15 protein-coding genes are annotated in these 14,343 nt (G+C 76.8%); 3 read left to right on the top strand and 12 right to left on the bottom strand.

What is annotated here, in order from left to right; translation table 11 throughout:
- Positions 1-27: 27 nt before the first annotated feature.
- A complete protein-coding gene (locus tag CCE01nite_RS08650) occupies positions 28-909 on the bottom strand; it encodes a GAP family protein (protein WP_170223955.1) in 882 nt (293 codons plus the stop codon).
- 117 nt (positions 910-1,026) lie between these two features.
- Between CCE01nite_RS08650 and CCE01nite_RS08645 the strand changes: the two genes are divergently transcribed.
- Entirely contained in the window at positions 1,027-2,286 is a 1,260-nt protein-coding gene (locus tag CCE01nite_RS08645) for a sensor histidine kinase (protein ID WP_052103919.1), read from the top strand.
- On the top strand, positions 2,283-2,951 hold the full coding sequence (locus CCE01nite_RS08640) for a response regulator (protein ID WP_281282373.1): 669 nt from the start codon (positions 2,283-2,285) through the stop codon (positions 2,949-2,951). The genes CCE01nite_RS08645 and CCE01nite_RS08640 overlap by 4 nt, the downstream gene beginning before the upstream one ends.
- A 63-nt stretch (positions 2,952-3,014) precedes the next feature.
- Here the strand turns inward: CCE01nite_RS08640 and CCE01nite_RS08635 are convergent, their stop codons facing one another.
- The 10 genes from CCE01nite_RS08635 to CCE01nite_RS08590 form a co-directional block, all read right to left on the bottom strand.
- Positions 3,015-3,413, bottom strand: a complete 399-nt coding sequence (locus CCE01nite_RS08635) for a hypothetical protein (RefSeq protein WP_034628185.1) — start codon at positions 3,411-3,413, stop codon at positions 3,015-3,017.
- Between the two features lie 56 nt (positions 3,414-3,469).
- On the bottom strand, positions 3,470-4,270 hold the full coding sequence (locus tag CCE01nite_RS08630; protein ID WP_034628190.1) for an ABC transporter ATP-binding protein: 801 nt from the start codon (positions 4,268-4,270) through the stop codon (positions 3,470-3,472).
- Positions 4,271-4,320: 50 nt separating this feature from the next.
- A complete protein-coding gene (locus CCE01nite_RS08625) occupies positions 4,321-5,367 on the bottom strand; it encodes a FecCD family ABC transporter permease (RefSeq protein ID WP_141372180.1) in 1,047 nt (348 codons plus the stop codon).
- Positions 5,364-6,416: a FecCD family ABC transporter permease gene (locus tag CCE01nite_RS08620; protein ID WP_052103925.1), complete on the bottom strand. Its 1,053-nt coding sequence runs from the start codon at positions 6,414-6,416 to the stop codon at positions 5,364-5,366. Before CCE01nite_RS08620 ends, CCE01nite_RS08625 begins: the two co-directional genes overlap by 4 nt.
- A gap of 98 nt (positions 6,417-6,514) precedes the next feature.
- On the bottom strand, positions 6,515-7,558 hold the full coding sequence (locus tag CCE01nite_RS08615; RefSeq protein ID WP_034628200.1) for an iron-siderophore ABC transporter substrate-binding protein: 1,044 nt from the start codon (positions 7,556-7,558) through the stop codon (positions 6,515-6,517).
- 156 nt (positions 7,559-7,714) lie between these two features.
- Positions 7,715-8,452 carry an ANTAR domain-containing protein gene (locus CCE01nite_RS08610; protein ID WP_034628204.1) on the bottom strand — a complete coding sequence of 246 codons (738 nt, stop codon included), beginning with the start codon at positions 8,450-8,452 and terminating at the stop codon, positions 7,715-7,717.
- A gap of 138 nt (positions 8,453-8,590) precedes the next feature.
- Positions 8,591-9,370, bottom strand: coding sequence for an ANTAR domain-containing protein (locus CCE01nite_RS08605; protein WP_141372179.1), 780 nt, complete (start codon positions 9,368-9,370; stop codon positions 8,591-8,593).
- A 92-nt stretch (positions 9,371-9,462) separates the two neighbouring features.
- Positions 9,463-10,146: an ANTAR domain-containing protein gene (locus CCE01nite_RS08600; RefSeq protein WP_169744002.1), complete on the bottom strand. Its 684-nt coding sequence runs from the start codon at positions 10,144-10,146 to the stop codon at positions 9,463-9,465.
- Between the two features lie 42 nt (positions 10,147-10,188).
- On the bottom strand, positions 10,189-10,863 hold the full coding sequence (locus tag CCE01nite_RS08595; protein ID WP_034628210.1) for a GAF and ANTAR domain-containing protein: 675 nt from the start codon (positions 10,861-10,863) through the stop codon (positions 10,189-10,191).
- A 143-nt stretch (positions 10,864-11,006) separates the two neighbouring features.
- Positions 11,007-11,942, bottom strand: a complete 936-nt coding sequence (locus CCE01nite_RS08590; protein ID WP_246056374.1) for a phosphoribosylaminoimidazolesuccinocarboxamide synthase — start codon at positions 11,940-11,942, stop codon at positions 11,007-11,009.
- Between the two features lie 184 nt (positions 11,943-12,126).
- Between CCE01nite_RS08590 and CCE01nite_RS08585 the strand changes: the two genes are divergently transcribed.
- Positions 12,127-12,825, top strand: coding sequence for an ANTAR domain-containing protein (locus CCE01nite_RS08585; protein WP_034628217.1), 699 nt, complete (start codon positions 12,127-12,129; stop codon positions 12,823-12,825).
- Positions 12,826-12,874: 49 nt separating this feature from the next.
- Here the strand turns inward: CCE01nite_RS08585 and CCE01nite_RS08580 are convergent, their stop codons facing one another.
- A complete protein-coding gene (locus CCE01nite_RS08580) occupies positions 12,875-14,320 on the bottom strand; it encodes an outer membrane protein assembly factor BamB family protein (protein WP_034628221.1) in 1,446 nt (481 codons plus the stop codon).
- Positions 14,321-14,343: the final 23 nt, after the last annotated feature.

The following is a 14,343-nucleotide window of genomic DNA, read 5'->3' as shown; positions in this document are numbered from 1 at the left end:
GTCGCCGGTCCCCCGCGACGCCGCACCTCAGTCGCCGATCCCCGCGACCGACCCGATCGAGCGCACCGCGTCGAGCACCCACGGCAGCCGCGTCAGCGCGTCGCGCGCGAGCAGGAAGCCGACGATCCCGAGGACCCACGCCGTCGTCTCCCCGGCCGACCGCTCCATCCAGCGCGCGACCCGCCCGAGCAGCGGCTCGACGGCGCGCGCGGCGACCACGCGGCCCGCGAGCAGCACGAGCGCGGGCAGGACCATGACGAGGCAGTAGCCGACGAGCACCGTCGCGCGTCCGGCCCACGTGAGCTCCGACCCGGTGAGCAGCCCGATCCCGGCGAGGTACGGGAGCATCGACCCGAGCTCGACCGCCGCCGCCGCGACGGCCAGCCCCACGAGCGCGCCGACGCCGCCGGCCTCGCCGCTCATCGCCCGGTCGCGCCAGCGCAGCACCCGACCCTGCCGCCGCGTGCCGGCCGGGCGCTCCGCCGCCGGCGCGACGTCCGGGAGCCGGTGCGCGTCGTCGACCGTGCCGGCGACGCCCTGCCCGCGCGCACCCACCGCCCCTACCGCACCCGCAGCACCCGCAGCACCCGCCGGCACCGCCTCGGCGCGGGGCGCCCGGTACGCGAGCGCCCACAGCAGCAGCGCCCCGCCGAGGACGAGCTGCACGATCGACCCCGGGGTCCCCTCGCGCAGCCCCCACCCGCTCCCCAGCGCCGCGCGGGCGCCCGACATCAGCACGATGCCGACCACGAGGTAGAACGTCGCGACCGTGCCGAGGAACACCAGCACGCGCTGCGCCCGCACGCGCCCCGGCACGAGCAGGAACCACACCGGGATGAGCAGCGTGCCGAAGCTCGTGCTGTCGATGAGGGCGAGGACGACGAGCTGTCCGAGCAGGTCAGGGGCCATGCGCCGAGCGTGCGCCGCCGGGCGGTGCGGGGGCGTCGGGCGAAAGGGGGGAGCCGTGACGGCCGGGTACATCCTTCGTCGGACCCCCTGCGGCGCGCGCTGTGCTGGGATGGCCGGATGAGGCTCCCGGACGCCGCCTGGTACCGGCGCGTGCGCGCGTCGGAGCGCACGAGCGACCTCCTCGACGCCGGGGCGGTCGCGCTCGTCGGGCTCCTGACGATCGCGGTCGGGATCGACGGGACCTGGAGCGACATGGCCGATAACCGCCTGCCCGGGCCCGCGGTGCCGCTCGCCCTGCTCGCCGTCGGCTGCGCGCTCATGGTGGTGAAGCGGCGCTGGCCCGTCGGGGTGCTGCTCGTGGCCGTCGCGCTGTTCGTCGTCGACGGGTACCTCGGGGGGAGCGTCGGCGTCATCGTCGTGCTCGTCGACCTCATCTACTCGGCGGCCGTCCACGCCCGCCCGCTGGCCGCCGCGACGCTCCGCTCGTCGGCCGTCGCGCTGGGCGCCCTCGGGACCGCGCTGCTGTGGGGCGTCACGCACGACCTGCAGACCACGGTGTTCCTCGCGCTGCAGTACGTCGCGCTCATCGGGACGCCGCTGTGGTGGGGCACCGCGGTCCGGCGGCAGTCCGAGCTCACCGACCTCGCCACGGCCCGCGCCGAGGACCAGCGCCGGCTCGCGTCGCTGCAGGCCGCCGAGCTCGTCGCCGAGGAGCGCGCGCGGATGGCCCGCGACCTGCACGACGCGATCGCGGGCAACCTCTCCGCCATCGCGATCCACGCCGAGGCGGCGCTCGCCGTCCCGCCGACCGACCCCCGGGCCGCCGCCCGCGACCGTGCGGCGCTCGCGTCCGTCCGCGCCGCGAGCGTGACGTCGCTGCAGGAGATGCGCTCGATGATCCTGCTGCTGCGGACCGGCGGCGCCGCCTCCGAGGACCCGACCGTGTCCGCCCCCCGCCTGCGCGAGGCGACCGAGCTCGTCGCCGCGACCGAGGCCGCCGGGCTGCACGTCGCCTGGGACGGGACGACGCTCGACGAGCTGCCGGCCCTGCCCTCGGCCGTCGACCAGGCGGCCTACCGGATCCTCCAGGAGTCGCTCACGAACGCCGCGAAGCACGCCCCGGGCTCGCACGTGCGGGTCGCGGTCGAGGTGCACGACGGCGCGCTCACCCTGGCCGTGGAGTCGACGGCCGCTCGGGTCGGGGCCGTCGTCGGGTCCGGCCCGGACGGCGCGCCCAGCCGCGCCGCCGACGGCTCCGGGCTCGGGCTGCTCACGATGCGCGAGCGCGCCGAGGCGCTCGGGGGACGGTTCACCGCCGGCCGGACCGACGGGTCGCGCTGGTCCGTCGTCGCGACGCTCCCGCTCGGGTCGTCGTGACGGCCGCCCCGACGCCGGTGCGCGTCCTCGTGGCGGACGACCACGCCGCGATCCGGGCGGGCCTGCGCCTCATGCTCGAGACCGACCCGGCGATCACGGTCGTCGGCGAGGCGGGCGACGGCGCCGCGGCGGTCACGAACGCGCGGGCGCTGCGGCCCGACGTCGTGCTCATGGACCTCCGCATGCCGGGGACCGACGGCATCGAGGCGACCCGGACGATCACCGGCGAGGGCCTCGCGGACGTGCTGGTGCTCACCACGTTCGACCTCGACGAGTACGTGTTCGGCGCGCTGCGCGCCGGGGCGGCGGGGTTCCTGCTCAAGTCGACGGAGGCCGCGGCGCTGCTCGACGCCGTCCGCCGGGTCGCCGCCGGGGAGGGCGTCGTGGCCCCCGAGGTCACGCGCCGGCTGCTCGCGGCGTTCGTCGCCCCGGCCCCGGTCGCCCCCGCGACGCCCGAGCAGATCGACGGCTACGCCGACCTGACGGCACGCGAGCGCGACGTGCTCGGCTGCCTCGCGCGCGGACTGTCGAACGCGGAGCTCGCGGCCGAGCTCGTCATCACCGAGGCGACCGCGAAGACGCACGTGTCGCGCGTGCTCGGGAAGCTCGGGTGCTCGTCGCGCATGCAGGCGGCGATCAAGGCCCGGGCCGCGGGGCTGGGCTGAGGGCTCGGCGGAGGGGACGACCGAGGGGACCGCGGACGGGACGCCGACGCCTCGAGCGGCGGCTCAGTCGAGCCGTCGCCCCCAGCGGACCGACATCGACGCGAGCACGAGCCACCCGCCGTCGTCGGCCCGCCAGGCGCTCAGCCTCGCCGAGCGGTTCCGCCCCGACCGCAGCACGGGCGGCCCGTCGGCGGCGAGCGCCGCGGCCTCGTCGCGCGCGACCCAGTCGACCGGGGCGCCGTAGCCGAGGCTCCCGCAGTCGTCCCACGCGAGCGCGGCACCGGCCTGCACGAGCTCGCGCGCGCGGGCCTCGGTGATCTCGTCCTCGACCTCGCGCCACGCCCGGCCCGCGGGCTCGACGAGCCGCTGCCCGGGCGCCTCGCGCGGCGCAGGGCTCGCGTCGGCGGCCTCCCGCACCTCGCGGACGACGTCGGCGAACGACCTGCTCCTCGGCGCGTGCACGGGGTCATCGTGCGCCGCCGGCCTCCCGCCGGTCCAGGGAGATCGCCGGGACGGGCTCAGCGCACGGGCCGCCGTGCGGGGATGACCATCGGCGTCCCGGTCTCGGGGTCCTCGACGACGCGGCACGCGAGGTCGAAGATCTCGGCGATCCGCTCGGGCGTGACGACCTCGGCGGGCGTGCCCTCGGCGACGACACGGCCGTCCTTCATCGCGACGAGGTGCGTCGCGTACCGGGCCGCCTGGTTGAGGTCGTGCAGCACCGCGACGAGCGTCCGGCCCTCCTCGTGCAGGCGCGCGCACAGGTCCATGACCTCGAACTGGTGGGCGATGTCGAGGAACGTCGTCGGCTCGTCGAGCAGCAGCAGGTCGGTCTGCTGGGCGAGGGCCATCGCGAGCCACACGCGCTGGCGCTGGCCGCCCGAGAGGGTGCTGACGAGGCGGTCGCGCAGCTCGGTCACCTCGGTCGCGTGCATCGCGTCGGCGACGGCCACGGCGTCGGCCGCCGACCACTGCCGCAGCAGGCCCTGGTGCGGGTAGCGGCCGCGCGCGACGAGGTCGCCGACCGTGATGGCCTCCGGGGCCAGCGGGCTCTGCGGCAGGAGCGCGAGGCGCCGGGCGACGTCGCGCGAGCGCAGGCGGGTCAGCGGCTCGCCGTCGAGCAGGACCTCGCCGGTGCGCGGCCGGAGCGTGCGGGCGAGGGCCCGCAGGAGCGTCGACTTGCCGCAGCCGTTGGGGCCGATGATCACCGTGAACGACGCGCGCGGGATCGTCACGGACAGGTCGTGCACCACGTCGGTCCGGTCGTAGGCGAGCGTCACGCGCTCGGCGCGCAGCGGCGCCGCCGCAGGCCCCGTCACCCCCGGACCCGTCGCCCCGGACCCTGGCCCGGCCGCTGTCGTCGTCGGCGTCACACCGCACCCCTTCTCCACTCACGGACCAGCAGGAACGCCAGGTACACCCCGCCGAGGCCGGCGGTCACGATCCCCACCGGGTACTGCACGCCGAAGGGCAGCCGCTGCGCGAGCAGGTCGGCGAGCACGAGCAGCGTCGCCCCCGTGACCGCGGCGGCGACCATGCCGGGGCCCGACGAGCGCGTGAGCCGCCGGGCGATCTGCGGGGCGGTCAGCGCGACGAACGCCACCGGCCCGCACACCGCGACGGCCGCCCCGGTGAGCAGCACCGCGACGACGACGGCGAGCGTGCGCGTGCGCCCGGCGTCGACGCCCAGGCCGGTCGCGGCGTCGTCCCCCATCTCGACGAGCTGCAGGCGGCGGCTCAACGCGAGCGCGAGCGGCAGCAGCACGACGAGCGCGACGGCGACGGTCGCGGCGTCCGACCAGCCGCGCGACCCGAGGCTCCCGTTGAGCCACGCGGCGACGACCTGCGCGTCCTCGCGGGTCGCCCGCAGGATCGCGAGCTGCACGAACGCGAGCGCCATCGCGCCGACGGCGATGCCGGTCACGACCATCCGGTACGGCGCCGCGAACCCGCGCCCCGACCCGACCCACACGGCGAGGATCGCGACGAACGCCCCGACGAGCGCGCCCGCGGGCACCGGCACGACGCCGGGCCAGACCAGCCCCGCCGCCGCCGCGCCGGCCGCCGCACCGGCACCGAGCCCGATGACGTCCGGGCTGCCGGGCGGGTTGCGCGTGACGCTCTGGAAGATCGCGCCCGCGACGCCGAACGCCGCCCCGGCGCCGAGCCCGACCGCGAGCCGCGGGAGCCGGTTGGTGAGCACGACCCACTCCTGCGCGCGGCTGCCGCCGCCCGCGAGCACGGTCGGCAGCTCCGTCAGTGGGACGCCGAGGTCGCCGATCGTCAGCGTCACGAGCACGGTCGCGAGCGCGACGACGGCCAGCACGAGGCACACCGTGACCGCGCGCCGGTTCGTCAGGAGGGCGACGCGGTCGCCGAGGCGGAGCAGCGACGGGCCCTCCTGCGCGGCGCTCACAGCCCGGCCCTCCCCCGGCGCACGGCCGCGATGAGGAACGGCGCCCCGACGAACGCCGTGACCGCGCCGACCATGAGCTCCCCGGGCCGGGCGATCACGCGCCCGACGACGTCGGACCCGAGCACGAGGACCGGGCCGAGCAGCGCGCAGTACGGCAGGAGCCAGCGGTGGTCCGACCCGGTGAACGCGCGCACGACGTGCGGCACGGCGAGCCCGACGAACGCGACCGGCCCGACCGCGGCGACCGACGCGGCGGTGAGCAGCGCTGCGGCGAACCCGCCGACGAGCCGCGTGCGCCCGGCCCGCAGCCCGAGCGACGTCGCGGCCTCGTCCCCGAGCGCGAGCGCGTTGAGCGCCCGGGACAGCGCGAGCGCGACGAGCAGCCCGCCGACGACGAACGGCAGGATGCGCGCGGTCGCCCCGGCGTCGCGCCCGGCGAGCGACCCGACGGCCCACACGCGGTAGCTGTCGAACACCGTGGGGTTGGCGAGCGAGATGGCCTCGACGAGCGCGACGAGCGCCGCCGTGACGGCCGCGCCGGCGAGCACGAGCCGCACCGGCGTCGGTCCCCGCCCGCCCGAGCCGATCGCGTACACGGCGCCCGCGGCGAGCAGCGCGCCGGGCACCGCGGCCCACACGGACCGCCCGGCGCCGGCTCCCGCGACCGCCGTCACGAAAACGACCGACGCGGCGGCGCCGGCGTTGACGCCGAGCAGGCCGGGGTCGCCGAGCGGGTTGCGCGTGATGCCCTGGATCACGGCGCCGGCCACGGCGAGCGCGGCACCGACGAGGATCCCGAGCACCGTCCGCGGGAGCCGCGACGCCACCACGACGGACGCGTACGAGTCGTCGGGCGCGACGAGCGCACCCCACACGTCACCGAGCGGCACCGCCTTCGAGCCGACGGTGACGCTCAGCGCGCACGCGACCGCGACGAGCGCGACGGCGCCGAGCAGCCCGGCGGCGAGCCCCCACGAGCGCGCGCGCGAGCCCCGCACGCCGGTGACGTGCGGGGCTCGGGCCGACGGCGGTGCGTCGAGGGTGCTCATCGGTGCGTCACCTGGGGCTCACGGGGCGGACGTGGGCGTCGCGGCCGCGCCGGTCCGGGACGCCGGGGCGCTCCGGAGCCGGCACGGCCGCGTCGCCGTCAGGACGCAGGGACGGCCGCGACGGCCTCGGCGATCTGCGGCACGTAGGTGTCGAGCGCCCACGGGATGCTCAGCGGCGACGCGACGGACACGGCCATGCCGAGCGTCGTGTCGACCATCGGCAGGTACGAGCCGCGCTGGAACGCGGGGATCTGCTGCCAGAGCGGCTGCGCCTCGGTGGCCTGCTGCTCGGTCTCGTCGTTGAACCACGTGAACAGCACGTCGGCGTCGGCGAGCTGGTCGGCGTTCTCGAGACCGAGCGTCGCGGCGAAGGTGCCCTCGCTCGCGGTCAGGCCGGCGACCGACGGCGCGAGCTCGAGGCCGAGGCCCGTGAGCAGCGAAACGCGGGTGTCGCCGGGCAGGTAGACGCTCAGCGTGCCGGGCGTGCCGCCGTACACGTACGCGAACGTGGTGCCCGCGAACTCGGGGTGCGCCGCGGCGGCGTCGGTCAGCGCGGTCTCGCGCGCCTCCAGCACCTCGGCGGCCTTCTCGGGCACCCCGAGCGCCTCGGCGGCGATCCGCACCTGGTCCTCGATGGTCGTCTGCCACGGCTCGCCCGGGTAGGCGACGACGGGCGCGAACTCGGAGAGCTGGTCGAACACGTCCTGCTCGAGCCCGGACTGCGGCGCGAGGATCAGGTCGGGCTCGAGCCCGACGAGCGCCTCGACGTCGAGCTCGGGGTACATCTGGACGGTCGTGGGCAGCTCGCCGCCGTCCTCCTCGATCGCGGCGCGCAGCCACGGCTGGTAGCCGTCCTCGTCGCCGCCCCACGCGTCCTCCTCGACGCCGACGGGCGTGACGCCGAGCGAGTACGCGATGTCGCCGGAGCCCCAGCCGAGGGTCACGACGCGCTCGGGGGCCTGCTCGATCACGGCCTCGCCGAGCGCGGACTCGATCGTCACCGGGAAGGCGCCACCGCCCGCGGTCCCCTCGGGCTCGGCCGCGGTGTCCTCGGACGCGCAGGCGGTGAGGGTCAGGGCGAGGGCCGCGGCGGTCGCGGCGACGACGGCGAGCGGCCGACGGCGGGACGTGCGTGCAGGCACGGGTGGCTCCGTTCAGGTTCGACGAGGACTCGCGCGCACGACCTGCCCCCCAGGCGCGCTCGCGATGTGAAGGTAAGCCTAACCTTCGTCACCCGGTGCGCGGACCGCGATCGCGTCACACCGCGACGGGCCACGTAGCCCCCGCGTGCTGCGGCGTCAGGACGCGCCGCGACCCCCGGCCTCGAGGTCGTGGTCACCGTCGAGGTCGTGGCCGACGCCTTGCGGGGGGCCGTTCAGGATCGTGCTCGCGAGCAGCACCACGTCGACCCCCACCCGGAGCGCAGCTGCCCGCAGCAGGGTCCGCGCCTCGTCGACGCCGACCTTCCGGGAGGCCGCCACGAACCCGACGGCACGCTCGAGGAGGCCGTGGTCCGCGAGCCGAGCCGCAGCGTCCTGCGCGTCGCTGAGGCTCCGGAACGGCACGTCGCCGTTCGTCACACCGGGCCCGCCCGGCACGCCGAGGGCCTGGCGCACGGCGTCCTCCCGCCCGGCGAACGCCCGGGGGGCGGCGGCGTACAGCGTGAGCGCGCCCCGCCCGTCGAGTGCGAACGTCAGGGTGCTCCGCACGCCGTTGCCCGACGCCGCGTGCGCGTGCTGCGCCCAGCGCTCCTCGCTCAGGGGGTCCGGCACGGCGTCCCCCCGGCCGTCGAGCAGCGCCGCTCCGGACGCGCCGCCGACCCGGTCCTGCACCCCGTCGAGTGCGTGCGCGACGTCGTCGGACGCGACGAGCGTCAGGGTGAGGCCGTGCTCGCCGAGGGTCAGGCTCAGGCCGACGAGGGAGGGGACGAGCCGCGCCGCGTCCTGGGCCGTGCGCCGCAGCGTCGCGGCGAGGCGGGCCTGGTTGTCCTCGTCCAAGGACGCGAGCAGCCGTGCGGTCTCGGGGATCGGGTCCACCGTGCGCTCCTGATGCCTGACGGCGAGTCGCGAACCGGCGCACCGGCGTCCATCATCCCCCCGATCCGGCCCTCGTGCGGTCTCCGGGGGGCGTCGGCGCCGCTCCGGGGCCGTCACCTGCGGCGTCGCGCCGAGATGTCACCCGCGGGGGCGGGGGCGCCTCGACGCTCGCGGCCGCGCGGCCGGCCGCGCCACGAACTCCGCCGGCACGGAGGGTGCGACGCCCGTGACGCTCTCGATCAGTGCCGCGGCGACGTCCCGCGGGTCCACGTTCCGGTTGACCGAGGCGCTCTCCAGCACGGCCCGCGCGTCCTCCGCCGAGCACCGGTTCTCGGCCATGATCACCCCGACCGCCTGGTCGATCACCGCGCGCCCCGCGAGCGTCGACCGCAGGTCCGCAGCGAGCTCGGCGCCGTCGGCCCACCTCAGGCAGACCTCGAGCGCCCGCGCGACCTCCTGCACGTACAGCTCGGTGCGGACGAGCGCGTCCGCGTCCCAGGACTCCTGCCGCTCGCTGAGCACGGTGAACGTGACCGCGCACTCCTCCCGGACGGTCCGCGTCACGACCGCCGCGGTGCGGAAGCCCGCCGCGACGGCAGCTGAGCGCCACGCGGGCCACCATGCCTCCGCGTCGACGTCGACGACGACGACGCGGTGACCCTGCGCCACCGAGGTCACGGACGGGCCGTCGTACGACCCGAGCTCCGCCTCGACGCAGGACGACGCCCCGGGGCTGCTGCCCGCGCTCCGCGGGTCCCGGTCGGTCCGGTGCACCGTGACGGCGACGTGCACCCCGTCCGGCACGTGCGCGGCGGCGTGCAGCACCACGCCGCCGAGGAGCTCGTCGACCCCGGTCGCCGCGGCGAGCGCGTCCTGCAGCGCCCCGACCGCCTCTGCGTGCTCCAGCGAGAGCTGCATCGTGACCACTCCCCTACCGGCATCCGCTTCCCGACCAGCATCGCGCGTCAGCTCGGAGGGCGCCAGCGTACGGGGCGTCCTCGAGCCCGCGGTCAGCCGTCGCCGACCAGGGTCCGGGCGACGGCCACGAGGTCGATGCCCGCTCGCTCGGCCGCCTCGGCGAGCCGCCCGCGCGCCTGCTCGGCGTCGATCCGCTCGCTCGCCATGAGGTAACCGACGGCCTGCTCGACGAGGTCGAGCTCCCGCAGGTTGTGCGGCGCGGCCGCGGCCGCGTCGCGGGTGCGGAACGAGAGGTCCGCGTTGGTCACCGCCACGTCCACGCCGGCGCCCACGACGTCGCGCAGGGCCTCGCGGGCGTCCACGAACGCGTGCTCGTCGGCGGCGTACAGGTTGACCGACCCGGGGCCCACGCCCGCGACGACGAGCGGGAGCGACAAGGTGCTGCGCACGCCCGCCGCGGCCGCGGACACCGCGAAGCGCTGCCACCGGTCCTCGTCCAGCAGATCGCCGAGCTCGATCTCGACGTTCTCGGACGCGGTGCCGACGCACGGCCCGCCCACGAGGTACTGGACCGCGTCGAGCCGGGCCGCGTCCGTGCTCGACGACGCGAGCGTGAAGGTCAGCCCACCGTGCGCGACGCTGAGGCTGACCCCCACGCACGACGGCACGACCTCGGCGACACGGTCCGCGAGCTCGCGCAGCGCACTCTCGATGTCACCCGCGCCTGACTCCCGCAGCGCTCGCAGCACCTCGGCCGTCCCCGGAACAGGTTCCACGGTGCTCCTCTCGTCCCGCTCGATCCTCACTGATGCGCCGGGTCAGCGCTCGTCGAGCCTCGTCCGCGAACCCGTCGGCGCACCCGACAGAACCCCGACGACGATGCGGGCAGCCGTCTCGAGGCTCACGTCGACGTCGGCGCACGTGCGGCGCAGGACCTCGAGCGCCTCGTCGGGCGTGCAGGCGTTGCAGTGCATGATGGCGCCGACAGCGTGCTCGACCGTGACGCGCCTCCCCACCGCCGCGCGCACCTCGTTCGCCGCGTGGGCCGCGGTGAGGAGCACGAGCCGGCCCTGCACGGCGCGGGCGATCGCCCGGGCGTGCTGCTGCGCGACGGCCAGCATGCCGTCGTCCCACCCCTCCGCCCGCATGAAGTAGACGTTGAGCGCGACCGCCACGTCGGGCGCCACGGGCGCGGGCACGGCGACCGCGGAGACGTACCCCTCGTGCACCGCCTGCTCGCGCCACTCGGGCCACTCCGTGAGGTCCGCCAGCCGAGGCACGACCACCGCCTCCTGGGTCTCCATCGCCTGGAGGCACGGGCCGCTGTGCAGGCGCGACTCGACCTGGTCGCAGCGGGCGGACGCCTCGTCGCTGCTCGCGACGCGGAGCACCGCGCCGTGGTGCTGGAACGTGATGCTCGAACCGGCGGACTCGCCGAACGACTGCGCGACCTCGCGGGCGAGCTCGTCGAGGTAGGAGGAGATCTCAGGCATGCCGTACCGGCCCGTCCGGCGGAGGTCCGCCCGTGCACCGGTGTCGCCGGCCCCGATCGGGTCAGCACATTTCCATCGACTCCCCACCTTCGCACACCGCGGGGCCCGCGGACCGGCCCGGGCGGGACCAGTTCTGCCGCGGCTCAGCCCAGCGGACGCCCGGTCAGCCGCTCGAACGCCTCGACGTACCGGGCCCGGGTGCGCTCGACGACTTCGGCCGGGAGCGCGGGCGGCGCGGCGTCCCCCGCGCGGTCCCAGCCGGACGCGGGCGACGTGAGCCAGTCGCGCACGTACTGCTTGTCGAAGCTGGGCTGCGCGCGGCCAGGCTCCCAGGCGTCGGCGGGCCAGAACCGCGAGGAGTCCGGCGTGAGCACCTCGTCGCCGAGCGTGATCGCGCCCGTCACGGGGTCGGTGCCGAACTCGAGCTTGGTGTCCGCGAGGACGACGCCGCGCTCCCGGGCGATGCCCTCGGCGCGCGCGTAGACCGCGAGCGTGAGCTCCCGCAGGCGCTCGGCCGTCTCCGCGCCGACGGTTCGCGCGACGACGTCGAAGCTGACGTTCTCGTCGTGGTCGCCGAGCTCGGCCTTGGTCGCGGGCGTGAAGATCGGCTCCGGCAGGCGCGAGCCGTCGACGAGCCCCGCGGGCAGCGGGATCCCGGTGACCTTCCCACCCGCCCGGTACTCCGCGAGGCCCGAGCCGGTGAGGTAGCCGCGGGCCACGCACTCGACGGGGAACATCTCGAGCCGCCGGCACACCATCGCGCGCCCGGCGAAGGCGGGCGGGACGTCCCCGGGCTCGTCGCCCGGCTCGGCGGTCACGACGTGGTTCGGCACGAGGTCCTCGAGCTGCGCGAACCACCACAGGCTGAGCTGGGTGAGGACGATGCCCTTGTCGGGGATCTCGGACGCGAGCACGTGGTCGTACGCGCTGATCCGGTCGCTCGCGACGACGAGCACGACGTCGCCGTGCCGGTCCTGCACCGCGCGGCCCGCCTCGGTGGCGGCGTCGGGGACGTACAGGTCGCGGACCTTCCCCGAGTAGGTGTGGGTCCAGCCGGCCGGTGCGGTCGTCGCGGTCACGCGCACATCCTGCCGCACGCGCCGCGGGCGGGGAGGACGCGTTCGCGCCGCGCACCGGTGCCGCCGGAACCGTCGGTCGCGCCCCCGGGCCGCGGGGACGCGGCGCGCCGGGGCACCTGTCGGATGGCGCGTCGCCGCCGCGCGTCGCACCCTGGGGTCAGCACAGCCCCGGAAGGAGCCGGTCGTGGACCTCGAGCACGAGCGCACGCTCGCCCGCAGCGCCCTGGAGGCCCTCGCGCACTCCACGACCGACCTCGAGGAGTACGTCCGCGCCGTCGCACCCCTGGCCGCCGAGCGCATCGCCCCCGGGACCTCGACCTCGATCACGGTGCGGCGGGCCGGTGAGGCGACGTCGGTCGCGAGCAGCGACGTCGCCGCCGAGCTGTGCGACGAGGTCGAGCACCTCGCCGGCGAGGGACCCTGCCTGGCGGCCATGGACGCGGGCGCCGTGCTCGTCGTCCCGCGGGTCGAGACCGAGACCCGGTGGCCGTCGTGGCGCGAGGCGTGCACGCTCGCGGGGTTCGCGTCGTCCGCCGCCGTGCCGCGGCGCATCGGGCACGACTTCGACGTCGCGCTCAACCTGTACGCGCGCGAGCCGGACGCCTGGGACCGCGCGGCGCTCGCCCGCGCGGAGATGTACACCGAGGTCCTCGCGCGCACGCTCGACATGTTCGTCCGGGCCGGCGACGCCCCCCGCCTCGCGAGGGAGCTCCGGGCGGCGATCGCGGCCCGCGCGACGATCGACCAGGCCGTCGGCATCGTCATGGTGCACGAGGGCGGCGGACCGCAGGACGCGCTCGCCCGGCTCGAGACGAGCGCGCTCGAGCGCGGAGTCACGCTCCGCGCCGAGGCCGCGCGGGTGGTCGGCGAGCTGAGCCCGTAGCCCTGCCGCGGTTCCGGCGCGCGCACCCGCCGCCCCTGCCACGACCCCGCTACGGCGCCAGCACGACCGTCTCCCCCCGGCCGACGACGAGCACGCGCCCGTCGGGCAGCCGGTCCAGGTAGCCGTCCGCCCCGGGTGCCGGGGCACGCCAGACCTCCCGGCCCGTCTCCACGTCCCGCGTGAGGAGGTGCGTCCGGCCGTCGACCTGGACGGGCGTCAGCAGCCGCCGGCCGTCGGTCAGGAGGCTCACGCCCGTCCGGGGAGCGGTGTCGTCGTGCTCCCAGACGGTCACCCCGGTGCGCGCGTCGACGGCGGTGAGGACCTGCTGGTCCCGCAGGACGACCAGCCCGGCGAGGACCGCGACCTGCCAGGAGGAGATGCTCGACCGCCAGAGCTCGTCGCCGGTCCGGGCGTCCACGGCCATGATCCCCGGCCGCTTCGCCGAGACGAGCAGCAGGGTCCGCGGGGCGCTGCCGTCGTCGGCGACCGGGCGGAGCGCGTGGCCGGCGGTCGTGAAGCGCAGCCCGCCGTCCTCGTCGTGCACCACGACCTCGTGGCGTTCGTCGTCGACCGCGGTCGAGACCGCGATCCCGCCGTCCGCGAGCGGCAGCCGGTCGAGCTCCTGCGTCACCGGACGCCCGCCCCCGGCGGTGTCGACGGCCCGGCCGGTCCGCAGGTCGAGCGTCACGGACACCTCGCCCACCCGCAGGGTCATCGTGCTGCCGTCGTGGGAAGTGGCGGTGCCGCTGGAGTCCTGGTCGACCCGCGGGCCGACGTACTCCCAGACGCGCTCGCCGGTGAGGATGTCCCATCGGCTCCCGACCACCCGGTCCTCGCCGTCGACGCCGAGCACCGCGACCCCGTCGTCGACCTCGGCGGTCGAGCCCGTGCTGCCCAGGTCCACCCGGCGGAGCACGTCTCCCCGCTCCGGGTCCATGACGGTGACCTCGGTGCGGGAGAGGTCGTCGATGCCCCCGCCGAGGGTGTCGGAGCACGCGAGCACCGCCGTCCCCGGCTCGTGCTGCCGGATCCCCCCGGACCACACGGTGGCGCGCTCGTCCTCCGCGCCGACCCGCTCGACCCAGCACCAGCCGGAGCCGCCGACGGGCTGCTCCCACCGGGTCACGCCGTCGTCCGTCCCGACGCCGAGCACGCCCTGACCGGGGCCGCCGTACAGGACGAGCACGTCCCCGACGACGCCCACCGCGCCCTCGCGCGGCACGCGCCACAGCTCCTGGAGCGGCTCGGCGAGCGACGCGGTGAGCCCGTCCGTGCGCGCGATCCGGGCCGCCTGCGCACGGTCCGCGCGCCACTCGACGGCGACGACGACGCCGGCGACGAGCGCGACGACCGCGGCCGCGGCGACCCAGGCCCGGGCCGGGACGCCGCGCAGGAGCTCACGCCAGTCGGCGCCGGGCTCGGCCGCGGGCACCTCCGCGTCGCCGACCGTCTCGACGAGCTCGACGTCGACCTGCCCCTGCCGCGGCGCACGCACGGTGCGACGCTAGCGCGACACGA

Source organism: Cellulomonas cellasea (genome assembly GCF_006538745.1).
In the GTDB taxonomy this organism is placed as follows: Bacteria; Actinomycetota; Actinomycetes; order Actinomycetales; family Cellulomonadaceae; genus Cellulomonas_A; species Cellulomonas_A cellasea.
Note: the sequence above shows the minus strand (reverse complement) of the source record. Positions and strands in the feature narration are given on the sequence as shown.